Here is a 23,747-nt window from a genome sequence, read left to right as displayed (position 1 = left end):
AGTGCGAGCCCCCATGATTGAATCCAGGAGCATGTCACCCATGAATCAGGAAGCCCGTTTTTCCCGCATGGAACCGGAGTTACGCAAGGCCAATCTGATCGAGGCGACGCTGGTGTGCCTCAAGCGCCACGGTTTCCAGGGGGCCTCGATCCGCAAGATTTCCGCCGAGGCCGGCGTCTCGGTGGGGCTGATCAGCCATCATTACTCCGGCAAGGACGAACTGGTGGCCGAGGCCTACATGGCGATCACAGGGCGCGTCATGACCCTGCTGCGCGATGCCATGGAACAGGCTGCTCCGAACGCCCGCGAACGCTTGTCGGCGTTTTTTCGCGGCTCGTTTTCCGCCGAATTGCTTGACCCGCAACTCATTGATGCCTGGCTGGCATTCTGGGGTGCGGTGAAAACCGCCGAGGCGATCAACCAGGCCCACGACCATTCCTACGGCGAGTATCGCGCCATCCTGCGCAAGGTACTGATGGAGCTGGCACAGGAGGAGGGTTGGGAAAACTTCGATGGCGATCTCGCCGCGATCAGCCTCAGCGCCTTGCTCGACGGGCTGTGGCTGGAGTCCGGACTCAACCCCGGCACTTTTACCCCGGAGCAGGGCATCCAGATTTGCGAGGCCTGGGTCGATGGTTTGCAGGCCGGCGGTCGCCAACGGTTCTGTATCAAGACAAGTTGCGTGTAGACGATCAGCTGTTGATCGATTGTTCAGCAATGGCTACTCTCTGGCGCTGATGCAGAAAAACACTCTAATAAGAAATACGCCTTCGGGCACAGGCAGGACACCCAGTCATGACGCCACGGGTACTGATCGTCGATGACGATCCGCTGATTCGCGAACTGTTGCACGCCTACCTGTCCCAGGAGGGTTACGAGGTTCATTGCGCCGCCACGGCGGAACTGGCTGAAACCTTTCTGGCCAGCCAGGCCGTGGACCTGGTCATGCTCGATATCCGCTTGCCCGGCAAGGACGGCCTGACCCTGACCCGTGAGCTGCGGGTGCGTTCGGAGGTCGGGATCATCCTGATCACCGGGCGCAATGACGAAATCGACCGCATCGTCGGCCTGGAATGCGGTGCCGATGACTACGTGATCAAACCTCTCAACCCACGGGAACTGGTGTCCCGGGCGAAAAACCTGATCCGCCGGGTTCGTCATGCGCAAACGCCTCAGCCTGTGGCGGCGGTCGCCAAACCGGTCAAACAGTTTGCCGACTGGTCGCTGGACACCGACCGCCGGCGCCTGATCGATCCCTCCGGTAGCGAAACCCTGCTGACCCACGGCGAGTACCAACTGCTCAGCGTGTTCCTGCGCAACAGCGGCCACACCCTGAGCCGCGACCAATTGATGGACCAGATCCGCAACCGCGAATGGGTGCCCAACGACCGCTCCATCGATGTGCTGGTCGGCCGATTGCGCCGCAAACTGCACGACGACCCGGCCGAGCCGCAGTTGATCATCACCATCCACGGCGCCGGTTACCTGTTCACTGCCAGCCTGGCGGCGTGACGGCCGTGAGGCGACCGCTCTGGTTGCTGTTGGCGCTGATGGCGGCCAATGCCCTGGCCGGGGAAAAAGTCCGCTACTGCGATTATCCGGTGTACCCGCCGATTTCCTGGAGCGACGGCAAGCAGGTCCGTGGCCTGGCGCCGAGTGTGGTGAAAAAGCTGTTCGGTGAGTTGGGCTACGACGTCGAAACCGTGGTGCTGGGCAACTGGAAACGCTGCCTGCTCGATGCCGCCGAAGGCCGGGTCGACGTGGTGCTGGCCTACAGCACCGCGCAACGGGAACAAAGCATGCTGTTTTCCTCGGTGCCGGTGCTGCGAGAAGAGGTCGCGTTGTTCATCAATCGCCAACACCCGGTGCAATTCGAACGCCTGGAAGACCTGGCCCATTACCGTGGCGGCTTGCTGTTCGGTGAAAGTTACGGCGTGGAATTCGATCGCATGGTCGCGCAAAACAACAACATTGAATGGGTGTCCGACAGCCGCCAGAACTTCGGCAAGCTGATTCGCGGGCGCATCGATTTCATCACCCAGGAACGCCGTACCGGCCAGCTTTATATCGAAAGCCTGGCGGGCGCCCAGGACATCGTCGCATTGCCCAAGGCTTTGAGCGTCGACTACCTGCGGGTCGCGGTTTCCCGTCGCTCGCCGCTGGCCAGTCAGATGCCGCAGATCAATGCGCAACTGCAGCGCATGGTCGATGCCGGTGACATCGAGCGCTTGCTCAATGAAAGCGAAGTCACCTACCGCGACATGATCAACCTGCCGGTGAACGAACAATGATGCGCCCGGGTCCCGGTGGCCTGTTGCGGCGTCTGCTGCTGTTCATTCTGTTGTTCAGCCTGTGTTTCACCGTGCTCGCCAGTACCGTGCAGCTGTACATCGAATACCGTCGGGAAATGCGCGACATCGACTCGCGCATGGAGCTGATCCGCGCCGGCTATCTGGCGAGCCTGGAGCGCAGCCTGTGGGATTTGAACCAGGAGCAATTGAACGTGCAGTTGCGCGGCCTGGTGGACTTCTCCGATGTCGCGCGGGTGCATTTGAAAAGCACGGATTTCGACCTGCTGCATGGCAATCCGGATCCGCTCGGACCGTTGCGCGTCGAACGTTTCGCCCTGGACTACCAACCGCCGTCCGGCCCATTGCGGCATTTAGGCGAACTGGAAGTCAGCACCGATCTGGGGGCGGTGTATCAGCGCCTGTATGCCACCGGGTTGACCAGCCTGTTGTGGATGGGGGCGTTCCTCTGTGGTCTTGCGATTGCGCTGTCCTGGCTGTTTTACCGTTTGGTCACCCGGCACCTGCAAGTCATGGCCGATTTCGCCCGGCGTATTGCAGCCGGCGAATGGCATGAGCCGCTGCGCCTGCACAAGCGGCGCAGTGTCCACAAAGACGAAATCGACACCGTGGCCCACGCCCTCGACGACATGCGCCGGGCCATCCTCAGCGATATCGACCGCCGGGAAAGCGATCGGCTGGCCTTGCAGGACAACCGCGACGAGTTGCTGAAAATGGTCGAGCGACGCACCGCCAGCCTGATGCGCGCCAAGGACGAAGCCGAAGCGGCCAACCTGGCAAAGTCACGGTTCCTGGCGACCATGAGTCATGAGTTGCGCACGCCCCTTAACGGTATCCTCGGCATGGCCGAGCTGTTGCGCGGCGCCAGCCTCGATCCGCAGGACAGCAAACGCCTGGATGCCTTGCACAAGGCGGGCGAGGGATTGCTGACCATCCTCAATGAAGTGCTGTTTTTCGCCAAACTGGAGGAGGGCGCGAGCCTGCCCGAACCGGTGGATTTCTCGATTCGCCAATTGATCGATGAAGTGCTGACGCTGCTCGAGCCCAAGGCGCTGGATAACGACACCATCCTGCAATGTCGGGTCGATCAGCGCATCGCCGAGTATCATCACGGTGCCGAGCAATTCTTGCGACAAGTCTTGAGCAACCTGTTGGCCAACGCCATCAAGTTCACCGAGTGCGGTGAGGTCAGTGTCGAAGTGGCGTTGCTCGCGCAGCCCGGAGGGCCTGGCGGCGATCGTCTGCGGGTGAGTGTCACCGACAACGGCATCGGCATCGCCCCGCCAATGCAGGCGAGGATTTTCGAGCGCTTCACCCAGGCCAGCGAAGAAGTGGCACAGCGCTTCGGCGGCACCGGGTTGGGGCTGGCGATCTGCAAACACCTGGTCGAGCAAATGGGTGGCAGCATCGGTGTCACCAGTGAAGTCGGGCGGGGCAGTTGCTTCTGGTTCGAGTTGACGTTGCAACCCGCTGCAGGCGTCACGGCGCAACCACCGATCACGGTGGCAGGGCCGGCATTGAAGGTGCTGGTGGTTGAGGACGTGGCACTCAATCGCGAAGTGGTCCAAGGGTTGCTGCAACGGGACGGCCACCAGGTGTGGCTGGCCGAAGAGGCTGAACAGGCATTGGCGCAATGCGCCGTGCAGAGGTTCGATCTGATACTGCTGGATGTGCATCTGCCGGGCATGACCGGTGTGGAATTATGCAAACGGATCCGCAGCGTCGATGGGCCGAATCGTACCGCGCGCATTTTCGCCCTGACTGCCAGTGTGCAGCCGGCGCTGGTTCGTGGGTATCTGGACGCCGGTATGGATGGCGTGCTGGCCAAGCCGCTGAATCTGGACACGCTGCGCAAGGTCATGGGCGGGCAGTTGATGACACCCAAACCGCTGCTGGAAGAGGGCGCCATAGACTGGCCACTGCTGCAAACACACCGCCACTTGCTCGGCGAGCAGAAAGTGCAGGGGCTGCTGGCGGTGTTGCGCGACTCGATCCTGCAACACCATGAGGCGCTGCGCGAAGCGATTGACGCCGACGACTTCACTGAAATCGCACATCTGGCCCACCGTTTGGCGGGAAGCGCCGACTCTTTGGGTTTTCGTGCCTTGGCTGGCGTTCTGAGATCTCTGGAACAAGCGGCCCTGAAAAATGATCAGTCGGCTATCGGTCAGTTGGCGCCAACCCTTCATGAGTACTGCAAACACGCGCTGGAGACGCTGAAAGGCTTGTTGCAGAGCTGACGTACATTATTGTTACGACTTTCTACAACTTCGATCCATACGTTCAACGCGACCTTACATGGCTTTCCAATAATCGACGCAACCGCCGCAGCGCGGTCTTCGAAGCTTATTGGAGATAATAATAATGAATTGCCGTAAAGCTGATCCTTCCCCGCGCCACGACATCCTGTCCTGCGCTGCGCACCTCACTGACTGCTGAGGTGCCGACATGAGTGAACACATCGACCGTAAAGGCATCCAACTGACCCGTGCCCTGAAAAGCCGGCACATTTTCATGCTGTCCCTGGGGGGCGTGATCGGCACCGGCCTGTTCATGGGCTCCGGCGTCACCATCAACCAGGGCGGACCGGTGGGGGCGATTCTGGCCTACCTGGTCGCCGGTTTCCTGATGTACCTGGTGATGGTCTGCCTGGGCGAGCTGTCGGTGCAGATGCCGGTGTCCGGCTCGTTCCAGACCCACGCCACCAAATTCATCGGTCCGGCCACCGGTTTCATGATCGGCTGGGTGTACTGGATGAGCTGGGCCACCACCGTGGGCCTGGAGTTCACCGCTGCCGGCATGCTGATGACGCGCTGGTTCCCGGCGGTGCCGATCTGGTACTGGTCGGCGCTGTTCGTGGTGGTGCTGTTCGGCATCAACGCCATGGCGACCCGCGCCTTCGGTGAGGCCGAGTACTGGTTCTCGGGGATCAAGGTCGCGGCGATTCTCGGTTTCATCGTGGTCGGTGTGCTGGTGATCTTCGGCGTGATGCCGCTGAGCAGCGGTGCGCCTGCGCCGATGATGAACAACCTGATCGGTGACTCACTGTTCCCCAACGGTCTGTCCGCCGTGTTCGCGGTGATGATGACCGTGGTCTACGCCTTCCAGGGCTGCGAGATCATGGGCGTGGCCGCCGGCGAAACCGATCAGCCGGAAAAAAGCATCCCGCGCGCCGTGCGCAACGTGGTGTTCCGCGTGCTGATTTTCTATGTGCTGGCGATTATCGTGCTGTCGGCCATCGTGCCGTGGCAGCAAGCGGGCCTGATGGAAAGTCCGTTTGTGCAGGTGTTCGACATGGTCGGCATCCCCTATGCCGCTGACCTGATGAACTTCGTGATCCTCACGGCGATTCTGTCGGTGGGCAACTCTGGCCTCTACGCCTCGACCCGCATCCTCTGGGCGATGTCGAAAACCGGCATGGCGCCGAAAAGTCTTTCGCCTTTGAGCAAGCGTGGCGTGCCGTTGCGCGCCTTGAGCATCACCCTGTGCTTTGCGCTGGTGTCGCTGCTGACCAGCTTCATCGCGGCCGACACCTTGTTCATGGTGCTGATGGCAGTGAGTGGCATGTCCGGCACCGTGACCTGGATGGTCATCGCATTGGCTCAATACAAGTTCCGTAAGGCCTACCTGCGTGAGGGCGGCAAACTCAGCGACCTGAAATACCGCGCCCCGTGGTTCCCGGTATTGCCGCTGATGTGCATCACCCTGTGCTGCTCGCTGTTCGTGTTCCTGGCCCTGGACGAAACCCAGCGTCCATCCCTGTACTGGGGCTTCGGCTTTATCGCCCTGTGCTATGGCGCGTACTTCCTGTTCCATCGCAAACGCGAGGCGGTGCTGGCACCGAGTTTGCCGAGCGTTTAATTCACTTTTTCAAGCACATCCCCTGTGGGAGCGAGCCTGCTCGCGATAGCGGTGCGGCAGTCAGCAGCGATGTTGAATGTCCTGCCGTCATCGCGAGCAGGCTCGCTCCCACAGTTGTTCCAAGCGATTAGCCGTTGGTCGCGACTGTCAGAACTGACAGTAGATTGCATCGAATCTCCACAGCCTAATGATGCGGTATTCGTCGGTATGCCGTACGAAAGTTAAATCAATCAGGAAGGAGCGCCCAATGGACAGCAACCGCATCAGGAACGGTGACTTCACAGCCGGAAACTTCGAGCATTGGACAGTGAGCGAATTTGACGGTACAGCGAAAGTCTTGAGGGATGGAGATGGCTACAGGGCCAGAATCACTTTAGGTAAAAATGAGTCGGTACTACTCGTCACTGAAAGGTTCTCGATCAGACGACCAGCATTCAAACTGTCCCTTGAAGCTTCCATGCCAGAACCCGTTGATGAAGACGCTGGGACCACGTTGTATTGCACACTCGCCGGTTACGGGCCTTCGCTACCATTCCCAATCATATTAACCATTCCTTTCACTTTGTCTGGAGTCAGCGAAGGATTTGAATACATGGGCGAAATGCGGTCAGCGGTCACTGAGGTGCAATTAACCATTGCGCTGGCGCCTGTATCGAATCCGAAAGCGGTCGGACCGATTTACATCGACAATGTGAAGTACACCGTGGATCTTTCGGATAAATCGGTTAGTTAAATCAGTTCCATAGTCAGTTCCGCCAACATCACCCTCAAACGCGATGACCCCCTGTGGGAGCGAGCAAGCTCCCACAGGGGGGAGAGCGCTCGGTTAATCCGCTACAGACCTCCTGTCACCAGTTGTTCGAAGTTGTAACAACGCCAGCGACCCGTGCTCGCGCATCTGAAAATAACCCAATAAAAACAATGTGTTAGTTAGTTATGAGCTAGTTACAGCCCATTTCCTCACCGATTGCCGGCTTACTGAACACTCGTTTAGTATGGCCTCAAGTCGCAACACCTCAAGACAAACAAAATAATTCGAGGACCCGCATGACTACTCACGATTCTCTGCTCAGTCAGGTCGAAGCAGGCGTTGCCTGGATCACCCTCAATCGCACGGCTCAGCGCAATGCGCTGGACATCCCGACGCTGAAAAACCTTCACGCCTTGCTCGACACGTACAACGCAGATCCAGCGGTACGCGTGGTGGTATTGACCGGTAGCGGTCGCAGTTTCTGTGCCGGTGCCGACCTCGATGAGTGGGCCGAGGCCGAAGCGCGTGGCGCGCTGGAAACCTACGGCTGGACCGAAACCGCCCATGCCCTGATGACCCGCTTGCACAGCCTGGAAAAGCCGACGATTGCCGCCATCAATGGCACCGCCGTCGGTGCCGGGATGGACCTGACCCTGTGCTGCGACCTGCGCATTGCCGGGCAGTCGGCACGCTTCAAGGCCGGCTACACCAGCATGGCCTACTCGCCGGACGCCGGTGCCAGTTGGCACCTGCCACGCCTGATCGGCGCCGAACAAGCCAAGCGCCTGTTGTTCCTCGACGAACTGTGGGGGGCTGATCGCGCCCTGGCCGCCGGGCTTGTCGGTGAAGTCTGCGCCGACGATCAATTGCAGGCCGTGGCCAGCGAACTCGCCACACGCCTGGCCGCCGGGCCGACCTTGGCTTTTGCCCAGACCAAAAAACTCATGCGCGAAGGCGCCGACCGCAGCCTGCCCGAGCAGCTGCAAGCGGAACTGGCCGCCGGCCTGCTCTGCGGGCGCAGCGAAGACGGCAGCGAAGCGCTGCGCGCCGCCATGGAAAAACGCCCGGCACGCTTTATCGGTCGCTAAGCCCGACCCGCCTCGCCAACCACACTTTGCAAACGAACACAGGTAGCACCCATGAATTTCCAACTGACCCAAGAACAAGAAATGTTGGTGGACTCGGTACGCAGCTTCGTCGAGAAGGAACTGCTGCCCTATGAAACCGAAGTCGATCGCGCCGACGAAGTCTCCCCGGAGCTCGCCGCGCAGATTCGCGGCAAGGCCATTGCCGCAGGCTTCTACGCCTTCAACATGCCTGAAGAGGTCGGTGGTGGCGGTCTGGACTACCTGTCCCAGGCGCTGATCGAGCGTGAGCTGTCGAAAGTCTCCTGGGCACTGCACGTGTTCGTCGCACGGCCGTCGAAGATCCTCATGGCCTGCACCGGCGACCAGATCAACGATTACCTGTTGCCGTGCATCCAGGGCGAGAAGATCGACTGCTTTGCCCTGACCGAACCGGGTGCCGGTTCCGATGCCAACGCGATCAAGACCCGCGCCGTGCGTGACGGTGACGACTTCGTCCTCAATGGCAGCAAGCACTTCATCAGCCACGCCGGCCACGCCGATTTCGCCATCGTCTTCGCCGTCACCGACACCTACGAGCACAACGGCAAGAAGCGCAACGCCGTGACCTCGTTTCTGGTCGATCGCAACACCCCGGGCATGACCATCCGCCGTGGTCCAAAGTGCGTGAGCAACCGGGGTTACCACACCTTCGAAATGTTTTTCGACGACTGCCGCGTACCGGCCTCCAAGGTGCTCGGTGAAGTCGGCAAGGGCTGGGACGTGGCCAACGCCTGGCTGACCGCCGGACGGGTGATGGTGGCGGCCAACTGCGTCGGCCAGGCGCAACGGGCGCTGGACGTCTCGCTGCAATGGGCGGCGGACCGCAAGCAATTCGGCCAGCCCATCGGAACCTACCAAGGCGTGTCGTTCAAGTTGGCGGACATGGCCACGCAAATTCGCGCGGCGGAACTGCTGACCCTGCACACCGCGTGGAAGATGGACCAGGGCACCATGACCGATGGCGAGGCCGGCATGGCCAAGCTGTTTGCCAGCGAAGTACTGGGTCGCGCAGCGGATGAGGCGGTGCAGATTTTTGGCGGCATGGGCCTGATGGACGAAGGTCCGGTGGAGCGCATCTGGCGTAACGCGCGGATCGAACGGATCTGGGAAGGCACGTCGGAAATCCAGCGCCACATCATTTCCCGCGAGCTGCTGCGGCCGCTGCTGCGCTGATCGCCCGGAGAATTTCCATGTCCCAGACTATTCGTGACAACCTCAAACGCATGCTCGCGCCACGCCACGTGGCGTTCGTTGGCGGCCGCAGCATGGCCCGCGCCCTCAAGCGTTGCGCCGAGGGCGGCTACCCAGGGCAAATGTGGCTGGTCAACCCGCAACACGAGAGCCTCGAAGGCGTGCCTTGTGTGCGCAGTGTGGCCGACCTGCCGTGCGGCCCGGACGCGGTGTTCATCGCGACCAACCGCGACCTGACCCTGACCTGCGTGGCCGAACTGGCCGCCATCAGTACCGGAGGCGCGATTTGCTATGCCTCGGGTTTTGCCGAAACCGGCGCCGAAGGCCTGGCCCTGCAACAGCAACTGCTCGAAGCTGCCGGCGACATGGCTTTGCTCGGCCCCAACTGCTACGGCCTGCTCGACTACCTGCACAGCTGTGCGCTGTGGCCGGTGGCCCATGGCGGCAAAGCGGTGGAGAAGGGCGTGGCGGTGCTGACCCAGAGCGGCAACTTTGCCTACAACCTGTCCATGAGCGACCGCTCGCTGCCCGTGGCCTACATGGCTTCGGTCGGCAACCAGGCGCAACTGGGCGTGGCCGAATTGATGGACGTGCTGCTCGATGAGCCACGGGTCACCGCCATCGGCCTGCACCTGGAAGGTTTGAAGAACGTACCGGGGTTCGCCCGCGCCGCGCACAAGGCGCTGGAAAAGGGCGTGCCGATCATCGCCTTGAAAACGGGCGTGTCGCAGATCGGCGCCGAGCTGGCCCTGAGTCACACCAGTTCGCTTTCCGGCTCCGACGCGCTGTACGACGCGCTGTTTGCACGCCTGGGCGTGATCCGCGTCAGTGGCCCGGTAAGCTTCGTCGAAACCTTGAAAGCTGCCGCCTGCGGCAACCTGCCAGCGGGCAACAGCCTGATCGCGCTGGCCTGTTCTGGGGGCGACGCCGGGCTGATCGCCGACTACGCCGAACGCAATGATCTGGCGCTGCCCAAGCTCGACGCGGGTCAAACCGGCGAGCTGGCGCAAGTGCTGCCCAGCTACGCCAACCTGGTCAACCCGCTGGATTTCACCACGGCGATCTGGGGCGATGGCGAGGCACTGAACCGCATGCTCGACAGCGCCCTGCGCACCGAAGCCGATGCCGCGATGCTGGTGCTCGACTACCCGGCCGAGTTCACCGGCGAACGCAAGGAATGCGACCTGCTACTGGACCTGTACTGCAAGGCGCTGGTGCGCCACGGCAAGACCGGTTTCGTCACCTCGGCCTTCCCCGAGTTGCTGCCGGCCAATGCTCGCGAGCGTTTGCATGAGCAGGGCGTTGCGGCATTGCAGGGCGTTGAAGACGGCCTGGCAGCCTGGGGGCGCATTGCCAATTACCAGCGTAACCGTCAGGCCTTGTTGGCCCTGGGTGAGTCGGCGCTGGTGCCGCTGTGCCCGCAAGCGCTGCAAGGCGAGGGTCGTTTGCTCAACGAATGGGATTCCAAGCAAGCCTTGCGCGAATTCGGCCTGCCCACCCCCAACGGCGTGCTGAGTTCCCCGGACCGGGCACTGCAGGACGCCAAAGCTCTGGGTTATCCGCTGGTGCTCAAAGCGGTCAGCGCCCAACTGCCACACAAAACCGAGGCTGGCGCCGTGGCGCTGAACCTCAAGGACGACTCGGCACTGAGCGCGGCACTGGAAAAAATGCGCGCGAGTATTGCCGCGTACGCACCCGGCGTGGCGTTCGATCAGTTGCTGCTGGAACCAATGGCCAAGCCGCCACTGGCCGAACTGATCGTCGGCATCAAACGTGAAAACGACTTCGGCCTGGCACTGGTGATTGGCGCTGGCGGCATTCTGGTGGAGTTGCTCAAGGACAGTCGCAGCCTGTTGCTGCCGACCACTGACGGGGCCATTCGCCAGGCCTTGCTGAGCCTGCGCAGCGCGGCATTGCTGCAAGGCTTCCGTGGTCGCGAAGCGGCGGATCTCGACGCGCTGGTGACGGCGATCCGTGCCGTGGCCGACTACGCCTGCGAAAACGCCGCGCAACTGCTCGAACTCGATGTGAACCCATTGTTGGTCGGTGCCCAGGGCACGACCGCGGTCGATGCGTTGATTCGCCTCGGCCATGAATGAGGAACTGAACATGCAAAGCAAAACCTTAACCGGTGGCCAGGCGCTGGTGCGCTTGCTGGCCAATTATGGCGTCGACACCGTGTTCGGCATTCCCGGCGTGCACACCCTTGAGCTGTATCGTGGTTTGCCCGGCAGCGGCATTCGGCATGTGCTGACCCGTCATGAACAGGGCGCCAGCTTCATGGCCGACGGTTATGCGCGGGTCAGCGGCAAACCCGGCGTGTGCTTCGTCATCACCGGTCCCGGCGTGACTAACGCCGCCACCGGCATCGGTCAGGCCTACGCCGATTCGATTCCGATGCTGGTGATTTCCAGCGTCAACCACACGGCCAGCCTCGGCAAGGGCTGGGGCATCCTGCACGAGTGCCAGGACCAGCGCGCCATGACCGCGCCTATCACCGCGTTCTCGGCCGTGGCCCTGACTGCCGAAGACCTGCCGGAATTGATCGCCCGTGCCTATGCGGTGTTCGACAGCGAGCGTCCGCGCCCGGTGCACATCTCGGTGCCGCTGGACGTGCTGTCGGCACCGGTCGCTCGCGACTGGAGCAATGACGTGGTGCGGCGCCCCGGTCGCGGCACCCCCGCAGCCACCGCACTGGACGAGGCGGTCGCCCGGCTGCACGGCGCCAAACGTCCAATGATCATCGCGGGCGGCGGCGCGCTGAATGCTGCACAAGAACTGGCCGAGCTGAGCACCCGACTCGCCGCGCCGCTGTTCACCAGCGTCGCCGGTAAAGGCTTGCTGCCACCGGATGCACCGCTCAATGCCGGTTCGTCGCTGTGCGTGGAGCCGGGCTGGAACCTGATCGCCGAAGCCGACGTGATACTGGCGGTCGGTACGGAAATGGCCGACACCGACTTCTGGCGCGAACGCCTGCCACTCAACGCCGAGCTGCTGCGGGTGGACATCGATCCGCGCAAGTTCAACGACTTCTATCCATGCGCCGTGGCGTTGCACGGTGACGCCCAGCAAACCATGGCCGCCGTACTCGAACGCCTGTCGCCGGATGTCCGCGACGCCGGTGCCGCGATTGCCAAAGTGGCAGCACTGCGTGAAGCCATCCACGCCGGTCATGGCCCGTTGCAGCAGATCCATCAGGCGATCCTGCAGCGCATCGCCGCCGAACTGCCGGCCAACGCCTTCATCAGCACCGACATGACCCAACTGGCCTACACCGGCAACTACGCCTTCGCCAGCGAGGCCACCCGCAGCTGGTTGCACCCGACCGGCTACGGCACCCTGGGCTACGGCTTGCCGGCCGGTATCGGCGCCAAGTTCGGTGCACCGCAACGACCGGGCCTGGTGCTGGTGGGCGACGGCGGTTTCCTCTACACCGCGCAGGAACTGGCAACGGCGGTCGAGGAGCTGGACAGTCCGCTAGTGGTGTTGCTGTGGAACAACGACGCCTTGGGGCAGATTCGTGACGACATGATCGGGCTGGATATCGAGCCCATCGGCGTGCTGCCGCGCAACCCGGATTTCGCCGCGCTGGGCCGTGCCTTCGGCTGCACCGTGACGCAGCCGCAAAACCTTGCGGAACTGCAAACCGACTTGCGCCACGGCTTCAATCGCAACGGCGTCACCCTGATCGAACTCAAGCATGCCTGCGTTCGCTGATATTCAACCTTTACTGGAGGGAATAGGGCCATGCGCTTTTCCGATCTGACTCAACGCATCGCCGGTGACGGCGCCGCCGCCTGGGACATTCACTACCGTGCACTGGCCATGCTGGAGCAGGGCAAGGACATTTTGCTGCTGTCGGTCGGCGACCCCGATTTCGATACGCCGCAACCCATCGTCCAGGGCGCCATCGACAGCCTGTTGTCTGGCAACACCCACTACGCGGAGGTGCGCGGCAAGCGTGCCCTGCGTGAAGCCATCGCCAAACGCCAGCAGCAACGCAGCGGTCAGCGGGTGTCGGCGGATCAGGTCACGGTACTGGCCGGGGCGCAGTGCGCGTTGTTCAGCGTGGCCCAGTGCGTGCTCAATCCCGGCGATGAAGTGATCGTCGCCGAGCCGATGTACGTCACCTACGAAGCCGTGTTCGGTGCTTGCGGGGCCAAGGTCGTGCCGGTACCGGTGCGCTCGGAAAACGGCTTTCGCGTCCTGCCAGAAGACGTCGCCGCCCGCATCACGCCACGTACCCGCGCATTGGCGCTGAACAGCCCGCACAACCCGTCGGGCGCGAGCTTGCCACGCAGCACTTGGGAGGCCTTGGCCGAACTGTGCATCGCCCACGATCTGTGGCTGATTTCCGATGAGGTCTACAGCGAGCTGCTGTTTGAGGGCGAACACGTCAGCCCGGCGAGTCTGCCGGGCATGGCCGAGCGCACCGCGACCCTCAACAGCCTGTCGAAATCCCACGCCATGACCGGTTGGCGCGTGGGTTGGGTGGTGGCGCCGCTGTCTTTGTCCGCGCACCTGGAAAACCTGGCGCTGTGCATGCTCTACGGCTCGCCGGACTTTATCCAGGACGCCGCAGTGGTCGCACTGGAAAGCCCGTTGCCGGAACTGGAGGCCATGCGCGAAGCCTATCGGCAACGCCGTGATCTGGTGTGCGAAAGCCTGGCCGATTGCCCCGGCGTGCGTGCGCTGAAGCCCGATGGCGGCATGTTCGTGATGGTCGATATCCGCGAAACCGGCCTCAGCGCCCAGGCATTTGCCGACCGTCTGCTCGATCGCCACGGCGTATCGGTGCTGGCCGGCGAAGCCTTTGGCCCGAGTGCTGCCGGACACATTCGCCTCGGGTTGGTGGTGGGGGCGGCGCCGTTGCGCGATGCCTGCCAGCGCATCGCCCGTTGCGCCCAGGAGTTGATGGAGGCTCAGGTTCATGCTTGATCACAAGGCACTGTTTATTGATGGACGCTGGCAAACCCCGTCGGGGCAGGGCGTCGCCGAGGTCATCAACCCGGCCACCGAAGAAGTCGCCGGCCGCGTGCCCCTGGGTGATGAGCGGGATGTCGACAACGCCGTCGCCGCTGCCCGTCGGGCCTTCGGGCCCTGGTCGCAGAGGCCGTCCAGCGTGCGCGCCGGTTATATCCGGGCGCTGGCCGAGCAATTGCGCGCCCGTGCCGATGAAATGGCCGCAGTGATTACCACTGAACTGGGTATGCCGGTGCAATGGTGCCGTTCGGTGCAGGTCGACGGGCCGATCATTGGCCTGGAGCAGTACATCGGACTCGCCGGTTTGATGGATCAAGTGCGCGAAGTCGGCAACTCACTGGTGATCCGCGAAGCGGTTGGCGTCTGTGCGTTCATCAATCCGTGGAATTACCCCCTGCACCAGTTGATCGGCAAGCTCGCCCCGGCCTTGGCCGCCGGTTGCACGGTGGTGGTCAAGCCGAGCCAGGAAACGCCGCTGCACGCGTTTCTGCTGGCGCAGATGATCGAGGATATCGGCCTGCCGGCCGGGGTGTTCAACCTGGTCAGCGGGCCGGGCTCTAAGGTGGGTGAGGCTCTGGCCAGGCACCCGGACGTCGACATGGTGTCGTTCACCGGTTCCACCGGCGCGGGCGTGCGCGTTGCACAAGCGGCGGCGCCATCGGTGAAGCGGGTGTGCCTGGAGCTGGGCGGCAAGTCGCCGCTGCTGATCGCCGAGGACGCGGATCTGGCCGCAGCGGTGCGTTACGGCGTACAGGACGTGATGATCAACTCCGGGCAGACCTGCACCGCGCTGACGCGCATGTTGCTGCCGGCCAGCCGTTATGCCGAAGCGCTGCAGATCGCGCTGGAGGAAACCCTGAGCCTGCGCATGGGCGACCCGCTCGATCCGCAGAGTTTTCTCGGCCCGATGTGTTCCGCGGGGCAGCGCCGCACCGTTGAGGATTACATCCGCCTCGGTCAGTCCGAAGGCGCGCGGTTGCTGTGCGGTGGCGATTCGGCGCCGGACTTCGAGCGCGGCCATTACGTTCGCCCGACGCTGTTTGCCGATGTCGACAACCGCATGCGCATTGCCCAGGAAGAAATCTTTGGCCCGGTGCTGTGCCTGATTCCTTATACGGATGAAGCGCAGGCGATCCAGATCGCCAATGACTCGCCGTTCGGCCTGTCCAGCGGCGTCTGGGCCGGCAGCAGCGAGCGCGCCTTGCAACTGGGTCGGCAACTGCGGGCTGGCCAATGTTTCCTCAATGGCGCGGCCTTCAACTATCAGGCGCCTTTCGGCGGCTACAAACAATCCGGCAACGGACGGGAGTGGGGGGAGGAGGGGCTCAACGAATTCGCCGAAGTGAAGGCGATCCAGGTGTGACGGTCAACGATTCAAAGGATGTTCGCACCGGGCCATGGCCCGGTGCTTCGCGTGGTTTTGAACGGGTATTTCCTTAGCTTTCAATCAGGGGCAATGCAATGAGCGATAACAAAAACAAGATTACTCAAGCGAACCATGAATTCAGCTTTGCGCGTCGTGACTTTTTAAAGTACAGCGCGGCCGCCGCAGCGATGGCCGGCGCGTACTCCATGGGCCTGCCATTGGGCGCCATGGCGGCAGACGCAACGCCGAAGCCCGGTGGCGTGCTGCGTCTGGGACTGGCCGGCGCCAGTACCACCGACTCGAAAGACCCCGGTTCCTGGGTCGATACCTTTACCTTTGTCGGTTTCTCGGCGATCTATAACACCCTGACCGAAATTGCCGTCGACGGCTCGGCGATCCCTGAGCTGGCTGAAAGCTGGACCTCGACCCCGGATGCCCGGGTCTGGACCTTCAAACTGCGCCAGGGCGTGACCTTCCACAACGGCAAGCCCCTGACCGCCGACGATGTGGTCGCCTCGATCCAGCATCACCTCGGGGAGAAATCCAGCTCGGCGGCCAAGACCGTGTTGGGCGACGTGGCGAAGGTCAGTGCCAACGGCAGCGACAGCGTGGTGTTCGAGCTGCACTCGGGCAACGCCGACTTCACCTACGTGGTCGCCGATTACCATCTGGTGATCATGCCGAGCAAGGACGGCGTGCCGGACTGGCAGGCCGGTATTGGCACCGGCGGTTATCGCCTGAAGAACTTCGAACCGGGGGTGCGCATGACCCTGGAGCGCAGCCCGGACTACTGGAAAGCGGGCCGGGCGCACTTCGCCAGCGCCGAACTGATCGCCATCGGCGATGGCGCCGCGCGAATCAACGCGTTGGTCACCGGGCAAGTGGACGTGATCAACAAGGTCGACCTGAAAACCGTGGCCCTGCTCAAGCGCAACCCGAACCTGGTCATCGAAGAAACCAAGGGCGCGCAGCACTACACCTTCCCGATGCTCACCGACAGTCCGGTGTTCCAGAGCAATGACGTGCGCATGGCGATGAAGCACGCGATCAACCGTGAAACCCTGCTGTCCTCGGTGCTGTACGGCTATGGCCTGGTGGGCAACGATCACCCGATCCAGCCCGGCAGCCGCTTCATCAACACCGCGCTGGAACAACGCAGCTACGATCCGGACAAGTCGCGTTTCTACTTGAAAAAGGCCGGCATGGACTCGCTCAAAGTGCGTCTGCAAGCCTCGGACGCGGCGTACACCGGCGCCGTCGATGCCTCGGTGCTGTTCAAGGAACAGGCCCGTGCGGCCGGGATCGATATCGATGTGGTACGCGAGCCGGCCGATGGTTTCTTCTCCAACGTGTGGATGAAGCAACCGTTCACCACCTCGTTCTGGTACAGCAGCCTGACCGCCGACCGTATGTTCAGCATCGGTTACGCCAAGGGTGCGGCATGGAACGAAACCCACTGGGATAACCCGCGCTTCAATCAACTGCTCAACGCTGCCCGTGGCGAAATGAACGACCCGCTGCGCCGCGAGATGTACAACGAAATGCAGTCGCTGTGCCGGGATGACGGCGGGGCAATCGTGCCGCTGTTCGCCAGCTCCGTGGCGGCGCGCTCCAACCGGGTGGCGCATGGCGGGCAGACCGCGCCCTACGGCGAGCTGGATGGGCTGCGGGTGATCGAGCGCTGGTGGCAGGCGTAAGCGTTCGGCAAAGATGAAGAACCCCTGTAGGAGCGAGCCCTGCTCGCGAGAAAGGTCAAGGCAACGCGGATACTCAGACTGTCCGCGTCATCGTTGACGTCCATCGCGAGCAGGCTCGCTCCTACAGTTGGAAATGGTGGTCTTCGTAAGGAACTGCGCGGTGAATAGTCTTTTCAGGTTGCTACTTCAGCGTTTGGCATTGGGGCTGTTATCGCTGTTTGCGGTGTCAGTGATCATTTTTCTCGCGGTCGGCATGCTCCCGGGTGATATCGCCCAGGCCATGCTCGGCCAATCCGCCACCCCGGAAACCGTGGCGGCGTTCCGTGCGCAACTGGGCCTGGACCTGCCGCCACTGACCCGTTTCGGGCACTGGATCTGGAGCCTGTTGCAAGGCGACCTCGGTGTATCCCTGGCCAACCAGCGTCCGATCGCCGAACTGGTGGGCTCACGGCTGGGCAACACCTTCAGCCTGGCGCTGCTGGCGGCCCTGGTGTCGGTGCCGTTGGCGCTGTTGTTGGGGATGCTCGCGGCGTTGTACCGCAACAGCTGGTTCGACCGTTTGCTCAACACCTCGGCCCTGAGTGCGGTGTCGTTTCCCGAGTTCTTCGTCGCCTACATCCTGATCCTGGTGTTTGCGGTGAAGCTCAACTGGTTCCCGAGCATTTCCAACCTGGCGCCGGATGCGTCCCTTGGCATGATACTGGAGCGTTCGGTACTGCCCGTGGCGACCCTGAGCCTGGTGGTGATCGCGCAGATGATGCGCATGACCCGCGCCTCGCTGATCAACCTGCTGGCCAGTCCCTACATCGAAATGGCGCGGCTCAAGGGTATCAGCCAGTCGCGGATCATCTTCCGCCATGCCTTGCCCAACGCCCTGGCACCGATTGTCAATGTGGTGGCGCTGAACCTGGCGTACCTGGTGGTGGGCGTGGTGGTGGTCGAAGTGGTGTTTGTCTATCCCGGCCTCGGCCAGTTGCTGGTGGACTCGGTGGCCAAGCGCGATATCCCGGTGGTGCAGGCCTGTAGCCTGATCTTCGCGGCGACCTACATCCTGCTCAATACCAGCGCGGATGTGCTGTCGATTGCCAGCAACCCACGCTTGATGCATCCAAAGGGGTAGACCATGAGCTTGCTTAAACAATTGGTCCGGGCGCCGCTGAGTGCCAAATTCGGATTGCTGGTCATCGTTGTGTACATCCTGGTGGCGCTGTTCGCCCCGGTGCTGGCGCCCTTCGGCGAAACCCAGGTGGTGGGCGAGGGCTTCGCGCCGTGGGGCGGGCAGTTCCTGTTGGGCACCGATAACCTGGGGCGCGACATGTTCAGCCGCCTGGTCTACGGCGCGCGCAACACCCTGGGCATTGCCTTCCTGACCACGGTACTGGCGTTCCTGCTCGGTGGCTTGAGCGGCCTGGTCGCGGCGATCAAGGGCGGTGCGATCGATCAGGGGCTGTCGCGGGTGGTGGACATCCTGATGGCCATTCCACAATTGATCTTTGCCCTGCTGATTCTCAGTGTGGTCGGCACCACCGCGACCTCGTTGGTGCTGGTGATCGCGCTGCTGGATGCGACCCGGGTGTTTCGGCTGTCCCGGGCGGTGGCGATGAACGTCGTGGTCCAGGACTTCGTCGAAGCGGCGCGCCTGCGGGGTGAAGGCCTGTGGTGGCTGGTGACCCGCGAAGTGTTGCCGAACGCGGCGGCGCCGTTGATTGCCGAGTTCGGCCTGCGCTTCTGCTTTGTGTTCCTGTTCATCAGTGCGCTGTCATTCCTCGGCCTGGGCATTCAACCGCCCACCGCCGACTGGGGCAGCATGGTGCGCGACAACGCCGTACTGATCACCTTTGGCGACATCAGCCCGTTGCTGCCCGCCCTGGCCGTGGCGTTGATCACGGTCAGCGTCAACTTCGTCGTCGACTGGATGCTGCATAAATCCAGCGGCCTCAAGGAATGCTGAACATGACGACCTCCAAACCTTTGCTGGAAATCCGCAACCTGTACATCGAAGGTCACTACGAAGACGCCTGGCATCCACTGATCAAGGGCATCGACCTGACCCTGCAACGCGGCGAAGTGCTGGGGCTGATCGGCGAGTCGGGGGCGGGCAAATCGACCCTCGGTCTGTCGGCGATGGGCTATACCCGCGACGGCTGCAAAATCACCGGCGGGTCGGTGCATTTCGACGGTATCGACCTGCTCAAGGCCAAGCCCGAAGCCCTGCGCAAGTTGCGGGGCTTGCGTATCGCCTACGTCGCGCAAAGCGCGGCCGCTTCGTTCAACCCGGCCCATCGGCTGATCGATCAGCATGTCGAAACCGCCGTGATAAATGGCGGCATGAGCCGTGCCCAGGCCATGACCGAAGCCGTGGAACTGTACCGCGTGCTACGCCTGCCCAATCCCGAGCAGATCGGCCAGCGTTATCCACACCAGGTTTCCGGCGGTCAATTGCAGCGGGTGATGACAGCGATGGCCATGGCTTGCCATCCCGACCTGATCATCTTCGACGAACCGACCACTGCGCTGGACGTCACCACCCAGATCGAAGTGCTGGCGGCCATTCGCGATGCAGTGAAAACCTACGGCAGCGCCGCGATCTACATCAGCCACGACCTGGCGGTGGTGGCGCAGATGGCCGACCGCATCATGGTGCTGCGCCACGGCAAACTTGTGGAAGAAGCCGAAACCCGCAAGATGCTCGGCGATCCGCAGGAGGACTACACCAAGTCGTTGTGGGCGGTACGCAGTTTCCGCACCGAACCCAAGGCCTGTCCGCAGCAGGAACAACCGCTGCTGGAACTGCGCAACAGCTGCGCCAGTTACGGTCGTCAGCCGGTGCTGCACGACGTTTCGCTGAAGCTGTACCGTGGCCAGACCCTGGCGGTCATCGGCGAGTCCGGCAGCGGCAAAAGCTCCACGGCACGACTGATCACCGGTTTGCTGCCGCCAACCTCGGGCCAGGTGCTGTATGACGGCCAGCCACTGCCGGCGGACTTTCGCCAGCGCAGGAAGGAGCAGCTGCGGCGCGTCCAGATGATTTATCAGATTCCCGACACAGCGCTGAACCCACGCCAGCGCATCGTCGATATCATCGGTCGGCCGCTGACCTTTTACCTGGGGCTCAAGGGCAAGGCCATGCGTGCGCGGGTGGCCGAATTACTGGAAATGATCGAACTCGACCCGGCCACCTTCATGGAACGTCAGCCCCGGGAACTGTCCGGAGGGCAAAAACAACGGGTGTGTATCGCCCGGGCACTGGCGGCCGATCCGCAGTTGATCATCTGCGATGAAGTCACCTCGGCTCTGGATCAACTGGTGGCCGAAGGCGTGCTCAAACTGCTCAATCGTATTCAGCAACAGCTGGGCGTGGCCTACCTGTTCATCACCCACGACGTCGCCACCGTGCGCGCGATTGCCGATGAGGTGCTGGTGATGCAACGGGGCAGGGTGGTCGACCACGGTTCACGCAGCCAGATCTTCACCCCGCCGCACCAGGATTACACCGGACTGCTGTTTTCGTCCGAACCGCAAATGGACCCCGACTGGCTCGACCGCTTGCTGGCCAGCCGCGCGCTCCCGAATTCAAACCCTACGCTGGAAAAAGTCTAAGGAATCACCATGAAAGTACTGATCGTCCACGCTCATCCAGAGCCACAATCCTTCACCGCGGCCTTGCGCGATCAAGCGGTCGCGACCCTGCAAGCCCAGGGCCACGAAGTGCAGGTCAGCGACCTGTACAAAATGAACTGGAACCCGGTGGCCAGCGCCGATGACTTTTCCTCGCGGGAAAACCCCGAGTATCTGGTGTATGCGCTGGAGCAACGCCTCGGGGTTAAAAGCCAGTCGCTGGCGGCGGACATCCAGGCCGAACTGGACAAACTGCTGTGGGCCGACCTGCTGATCCTCAACTTCCCGATCTTCTGGTTCTCCACCCCGGCCATCCTCAAGGGCTGGATCGACCGGGTGCTGGTGTCCGGCATCTGCTACGGCGGCAAACGTTTCTACGATCAGGGTGGTTTAAGCGGCAAGAAGGCGCTGGTGACGGTGACCTTGGGCGGGCGCGAACACATGTTCGGTGAGGACGCGATCCATGGCCCGTTGCAGGACATGCTGCGGCCGATCCTGCGCGGGACCTTGGCTTACGTTGGTTTTGATGTGCTGGAGCCGTTTGTGGCCTGGCATGTGCCGTACATCAGCGATGAAGCGCGTCAGCAGTTCCTGGTTGATTACAGCCAGCGGTTGCAACACCTGAGTGATGATCAGCCGTTGGTGTTTCCGAAGCTTTCGCAGTTTGATGACAAGCTCTATCCGCTTGCCGACAACGTTGCTGTACGCGATTAAACTTTTAGTTATTCCCACGCTTTATGCGTGGGAATAACCAAGTGTGCATTGATCCTGCCGTCATTTGTGACTTATCGGTGCTTGAAATACTTGCTGGATAATCTGTCTATTTCGGATCTGATTTGCACAGCCTTGTCGGGGATGATTGAGTTCATTCGCTGTATGTAATTCTGAAGTTGAATGTCGTCCGGGAAGCGTTCCCTGGCATTGAACTGCAACCATTTCAAGGTGTTATCAAAGGTCTCAGAATTCCCTGAGAAGTTGCCAAGCTTTTCAAATGTGGAGTGATATTCTCTTCGCTCTGCTTCGGCTATTTGTTGCATGACTGGTGCATAAGGTCTTTTATATGCGCGCTGTATATCACTGCTGCTCTGAAAACTATTTTCGCCAGAAAAAATTTCTTTATAGGCAATTTGCTGAAGGTTTATCCTCGCGTCTTTGATAGGCTTGCCTGCTGACAATACATCTGCTTTGTCCTGCTTGAATGTTTCGTGTTGTGCTTTGGCTACAGTTTCTTTTATTTCGTCTTCGAGGCTTTGTATTTTTTTGTATACTTTGCCACTTTTATATTTGCTTACTCCCCATTTGGAGGTATGGGTGTTGTTATAAGTAGTCGATTTCAAACCTAAATGTTTTGCGAGTCGACCAAAAGTAAAGTGGCCTGTAGGGTCTGTGTAGTTAATTGGATCACCCTTGCAGTACGCATATCCATTCAACCCTCCCTTGCCAAACGGACTCAAACTGTCCGGACTGTTAAACCGCATCAATAGGGGATTAAACGCCCGATAATTGCCCAATAAATAGTGCCCGGTCACAGGGTCCGGTCGTTCGCCATTGATGCCCAGCAAACTGAGCAACCCATTCACAACGGAGCGGTGTCCATAAGGGGAGTAGGCGATGGGCTGTGGTTGGGTGTTTTTCTTAAGGGTATGCAGCGCCGAGCGTTGCAGGTCAGTGGCCAGTAATGTGGTGTCGAGCACATCTTGTTGGTGCTGTTGCTGAGCCAGCAGCAAGTCGTCGTGCTGCACGATTGAGTACCCGACTGCACCCTGAATTTCGGTGGTTAGCCGGTTCTTGCGATAAAAGCGATGAAGTGCCGGGGTATCTGACACTGTGTGGCTGATCATTTGATCCAGTGGATCATAGTGATAACGGATGAGCCAGGCTTGTTTAGATGGGGACATTTGGCACTCCGGGCTTTCAAAGACTGGGAGGGTCTGAGTATCAAGGGTTTGAAAAGGAACGGGTACTAGCAGAACTGATAGGGTGAAACGGATCCCAGGGTGGCCTGCCGCTGGTGTTTCCGAGGCTGTCCAGTTCGATGACAAGCTCTATCTACTGCCCAAATACCACCACCAAACCTGAAGGAGCTGGCTTGCCAGCGAATGGGCCGGCACATTCGACATCGATGTTGCCTGGCCTGACGCCATCGTGGGCAAGCCGCGCTCCCACAGGGGGATTGGGTGCCTACCCAAAATTGGGACCCGGCAGCAAAGTTGAGGCTGGTGCCTTGGGCCTGCCGTAACACCAGCAACGGCAACGGCCGGCCTGGAGCCGGTCGCGGTGCAATGGGTCGGAAATCGCCTGCTCATGGAGGTTGGCGAGGAGGGCTGATCTACACTCTCTGAGGGCCAGTCGCGCCCATCCGGAGGACATCATGAACAGATTGTCGCCCATCGGCCTGTGCGTCGTATTGTCGGTTTTAAGTACCCAGGGTTGGGCACAAACGGTAGTACCGATGAAGGGCCAGAATTCGCAACAGACCCAACTCGACATCAATGAATGCAACAGCATCGCCGCCAGTAGTACATCGACGACCTCGACGCCTTCCGGTGGAAGGGTCAAGGGCGCGGCGGCGGGGGCGGCCGCCGGGGCCACGGCGGCGCAGGTGCGGGGAAACCAGCATGACGAGATATATGATCGCGTCGATGATAATACCAAGCAGGATTACCGGCAGAACCGCGCCAAACAGACCGCCGCCGCCGGTGCCGTGGTGGGTGGTTCGCGCCAGCGTCAGGAGCGGCGCGCCCAGGAGAAAACCAACGCCTCGACCACTTCCACCGCTTATACAAGCTGTTTGCAGGGGAAGGGGTATCAGGTTAACCCTTGAGGTGTGACACAAATCCTGTG

General features: G+C 61.4%; 19 protein-coding genes. 18 read left to right on the top strand and 1 reads right to left on the bottom strand.

Annotation, left to right across the window (positions count from 1 at the left end; all coding sequences use genetic code 11):
- The first annotated feature begins 40 nt into the window (after positions 1-40).
- The 17 genes from GQ39_RS09710 to GQ39_RS09630 all read left to right on the top strand — a co-directional run bounded on the left by GQ39_RS09710 (position 41) and on the right by GQ39_RS09630 (position 21,617).
- A complete protein-coding gene (locus tag GQ39_RS09710) occupies positions 41-688 on the top strand; it encodes a TetR family transcriptional regulator C-terminal domain-containing protein (RefSeq protein WP_047529266.1) in 648 nt (215 codons plus the stop codon).
- A gap of 107 nt (positions 689-795) precedes the next feature.
- Complete coding sequence (locus GQ39_RS09705; protein ID WP_047529264.1) at positions 796-1,512, top strand: response regulator; 717 nt, start codon at positions 796-798, stop codon at positions 1,510-1,512.
- Between the two features lie 5 nt (positions 1,513-1,517).
- The gene (locus tag GQ39_RS09700) at positions 1,518-2,291 is read left to right on the top strand and encodes a substrate-binding periplasmic protein (protein WP_047538690.1); all 774 of its coding nucleotides are present in this window, start codon (positions 1,518-1,520) and stop codon (positions 2,289-2,291) included.
- On the top strand, positions 2,288-4,549 hold the full coding sequence (locus GQ39_RS09695) for a hybrid sensor histidine kinase/response regulator (RefSeq protein WP_047529262.1): 2,262 nt from the start codon (positions 2,288-2,290) through the stop codon (positions 4,547-4,549). The genes GQ39_RS09700 and GQ39_RS09695 overlap by 4 nt, the downstream gene beginning before the upstream one ends.
- Before the next feature lie 208 nt (positions 4,550-4,757).
- Positions 4,758-6,170 (top strand): amino acid permease, encoded by a 1,413-nt coding sequence (locus GQ39_RS09690; protein ID WP_047529260.1) that lies wholly within the window; start codon positions 4,758-4,760, stop codon positions 6,168-6,170.
- A gap of 247 nt (positions 6,171-6,417) precedes the next feature.
- Entirely contained in the window at positions 6,418-6,903 is a 486-nt protein-coding gene (locus GQ39_RS09685) for a hypothetical protein (protein ID WP_047529258.1), read from the top strand.
- Positions 6,904-7,217: 314 nt separating this feature from the next.
- Positions 7,218-8,009 carry an enoyl-CoA hydratase/isomerase family protein gene (locus tag GQ39_RS09680; RefSeq protein WP_047529256.1) on the top strand — a complete coding sequence of 264 codons (792 nt, stop codon included), beginning with the start codon at positions 7,218-7,220 and terminating at the stop codon, positions 8,007-8,009.
- A gap of 51 nt (positions 8,010-8,060) precedes the next feature.
- Positions 8,061-9,221: an acyl-CoA dehydrogenase family protein gene (locus tag GQ39_RS09675; RefSeq protein WP_047529254.1), complete on the top strand. Its 1,161-nt coding sequence runs from the start codon at positions 8,061-8,063 to the stop codon at positions 9,219-9,221.
- Between the two features lie 17 nt (positions 9,222-9,238).
- On the top strand, positions 9,239-11,338 hold the full coding sequence (locus tag GQ39_RS09670; RefSeq protein WP_047529252.1) for an acetate--CoA ligase family protein: 2,100 nt from the start codon (positions 9,239-9,241) through the stop codon (positions 11,336-11,338).
- Between the two features lie 10 nt (positions 11,339-11,348).
- The gene (locus GQ39_RS09665; RefSeq protein ID WP_047529251.1) at positions 11,349-12,956 is read left to right on the top strand and encodes a 5-guanidino-2-oxopentanoate decarboxylase; all 1,608 of its coding nucleotides are present in this window, start codon (positions 11,349-11,351) and stop codon (positions 12,954-12,956) included.
- A 30-nt stretch (positions 12,957-12,986) separates the two neighbouring features.
- Positions 12,987-14,177: a pyridoxal phosphate-dependent aminotransferase gene (locus GQ39_RS09660; RefSeq protein WP_047529249.1), complete on the top strand. Its 1,191-nt coding sequence runs from the start codon at positions 12,987-12,989 to the stop codon at positions 14,175-14,177.
- Positions 14,170-15,585, top strand: coding sequence for an aldehyde dehydrogenase family protein (locus GQ39_RS09655; protein WP_047529247.1), 1,416 nt, complete (start codon positions 14,170-14,172; stop codon positions 15,583-15,585). Before GQ39_RS09660 ends, GQ39_RS09655 begins: the two co-directional genes overlap by 8 nt.
- A gap of 98 nt (positions 15,586-15,683) precedes the next feature.
- Positions 15,684-17,285, top strand: coding sequence for an ABC transporter substrate-binding protein (locus GQ39_RS09650; protein WP_047529245.1), 1,602 nt, complete (start codon positions 15,684-15,686; stop codon positions 17,283-17,285).
- 160 nt (positions 17,286-17,445) lie between these two features.
- Positions 17,446-18,405, top strand: a complete 960-nt coding sequence (locus tag GQ39_RS09645) for an ABC transporter permease (protein WP_047529243.1) — start codon at positions 17,446-17,448, stop codon at positions 18,403-18,405.
- A gap of 3 nt (positions 18,406-18,408) precedes the next feature.
- On the top strand, positions 18,409-19,236 hold the full coding sequence (locus tag GQ39_RS09640) for an ABC transporter permease (RefSeq protein ID WP_047529241.1): 828 nt from the start codon (positions 18,409-18,411) through the stop codon (positions 19,234-19,236).
- A 2-nt stretch (positions 19,237-19,238) separates the two neighbouring features.
- Positions 19,239-20,885, top strand: a complete 1,647-nt coding sequence (locus tag GQ39_RS09635) for an ABC transporter ATP-binding protein (protein ID WP_152613984.1) — start codon at positions 19,239-19,241, stop codon at positions 20,883-20,885.
- A 9-nt stretch (positions 20,886-20,894) separates the two neighbouring features.
- Positions 20,895-21,617, top strand: a complete 723-nt coding sequence (locus tag GQ39_RS09630; protein WP_047529237.1) for an NAD(P)H-dependent oxidoreductase — start codon at positions 20,895-20,897, stop codon at positions 21,615-21,617.
- Positions 21,618-21,688: 71 nt separating this feature from the next.
- Here GQ39_RS09630 and GQ39_RS30965 read toward each other — a convergent pair whose 3' ends face one another.
- Complete coding sequence (locus tag GQ39_RS30965) at positions 21,689-22,801, bottom strand: RHS repeat-associated core domain-containing protein (protein WP_052193532.1); 1,113 nt, start codon at positions 22,799-22,801, stop codon at positions 21,689-21,691.
- Between the two features lie 473 nt (positions 22,802-23,274).
- On the opposite strand from GQ39_RS30965, the gene GQ39_RS09620 reads away from it, so the two are divergent.
- Complete coding sequence (locus GQ39_RS09620; RefSeq protein WP_047529236.1) at positions 23,275-23,727, top strand: YMGG-like glycine zipper-containing protein; 453 nt, start codon at positions 23,275-23,277, stop codon at positions 23,725-23,727.
- The last annotated feature ends 20 nt before the right edge of the window (positions 23,728-23,747 follow it).

It is taken from the genome of Pseudomonas sp. 11/12A (assembly GCF_000800055.1).
GTDB lineage: Bacteria > Pseudomonadota > Gammaproteobacteria > Pseudomonadales > Pseudomonadaceae > Aquipseudomonas > Aquipseudomonas mohnii.
Note: the sequence above shows the minus strand (reverse complement) of the source record. Positions and strands in the feature narration are given on the sequence as shown.

Coding starts and splice junctions, on each gene's coding strand:
- GQ39_RS09710 (WP_047529266.1), top strand. CDS start 41: ATGAATCAGGAAGCCCGTTTTTCCCGCATGGAACCGGAGTTACGCAAG.
- GQ39_RS09705 (WP_047529264.1), top strand. CDS start 796: ATGACGCCACGGGTACTGATCGTCGATGACGATCCGCTGATTCGCGAA.
- GQ39_RS09695 (WP_047529262.1), top strand. CDS start 2,288: ATGATGCGCCCGGGTCCCGGTGGCCTGTTGCGGCGTCTGCTGCTGTTC.
- GQ39_RS09690 (WP_047529260.1), top strand. CDS start 4,758: ATGAGTGAACACATCGACCGTAAAGGCATCCAACTGACCCGTGCCCTG.
- GQ39_RS09685 (WP_047529258.1), top strand. CDS start 6,418: ATGGACAGCAACCGCATCAGGAACGGTGACTTCACAGCCGGAAACTTC.
- GQ39_RS09680 (WP_047529256.1), top strand. CDS start 7,218: ATGACTACTCACGATTCTCTGCTCAGTCAGGTCGAAGCAGGCGTTGCC.
- GQ39_RS09675 (WP_047529254.1), top strand. CDS start 8,061: ATGAATTTCCAACTGACCCAAGAACAAGAAATGTTGGTGGACTCGGTA.
- GQ39_RS09670 (WP_047529252.1), top strand. CDS start 9,239: ATGTCCCAGACTATTCGTGACAACCTCAAACGCATGCTCGCGCCACGC.
- GQ39_RS09665 (WP_047529251.1), top strand. CDS start 11,349: ATGCAAAGCAAAACCTTAACCGGTGGCCAGGCGCTGGTGCGCTTGCTG.
- GQ39_RS09660 (WP_047529249.1), top strand. CDS start 12,987: ATGCGCTTTTCCGATCTGACTCAACGCATCGCCGGTGACGGCGCCGCC.
- GQ39_RS09655 (WP_047529247.1), top strand. CDS start 14,170: ATGCTTGATCACAAGGCACTGTTTATTGATGGACGCTGGCAAACCCCG.
- GQ39_RS09650 (WP_047529245.1), top strand. CDS start 15,684: ATGAGCGATAACAAAAACAAGATTACTCAAGCGAACCATGAATTCAGC.
- GQ39_RS09640 (WP_047529241.1), top strand. CDS start 18,409: ATGAGCTTGCTTAAACAATTGGTCCGGGCGCCGCTGAGTGCCAAATTC.
- GQ39_RS09635 (WP_152613984.1), top strand. CDS start 19,239: ATGACGACCTCCAAACCTTTGCTGGAAATCCGCAACCTGTACATCGAA.
- GQ39_RS09630 (WP_047529237.1), top strand. CDS start 20,895: ATGAAAGTACTGATCGTCCACGCTCATCCAGAGCCACAATCCTTCACC.
- GQ39_RS30965 (WP_052193532.1), bottom strand. CDS start 22,801: ATGTCCCCATCTAAACAAGCCTGGCTCATCCGTTATCACTATGATCCA.
- GQ39_RS09620 (WP_047529236.1), top strand. CDS start 23,275: ATGAACAGATTGTCGCCCATCGGCCTGTGCGTCGTATTGTCGGTTTTA.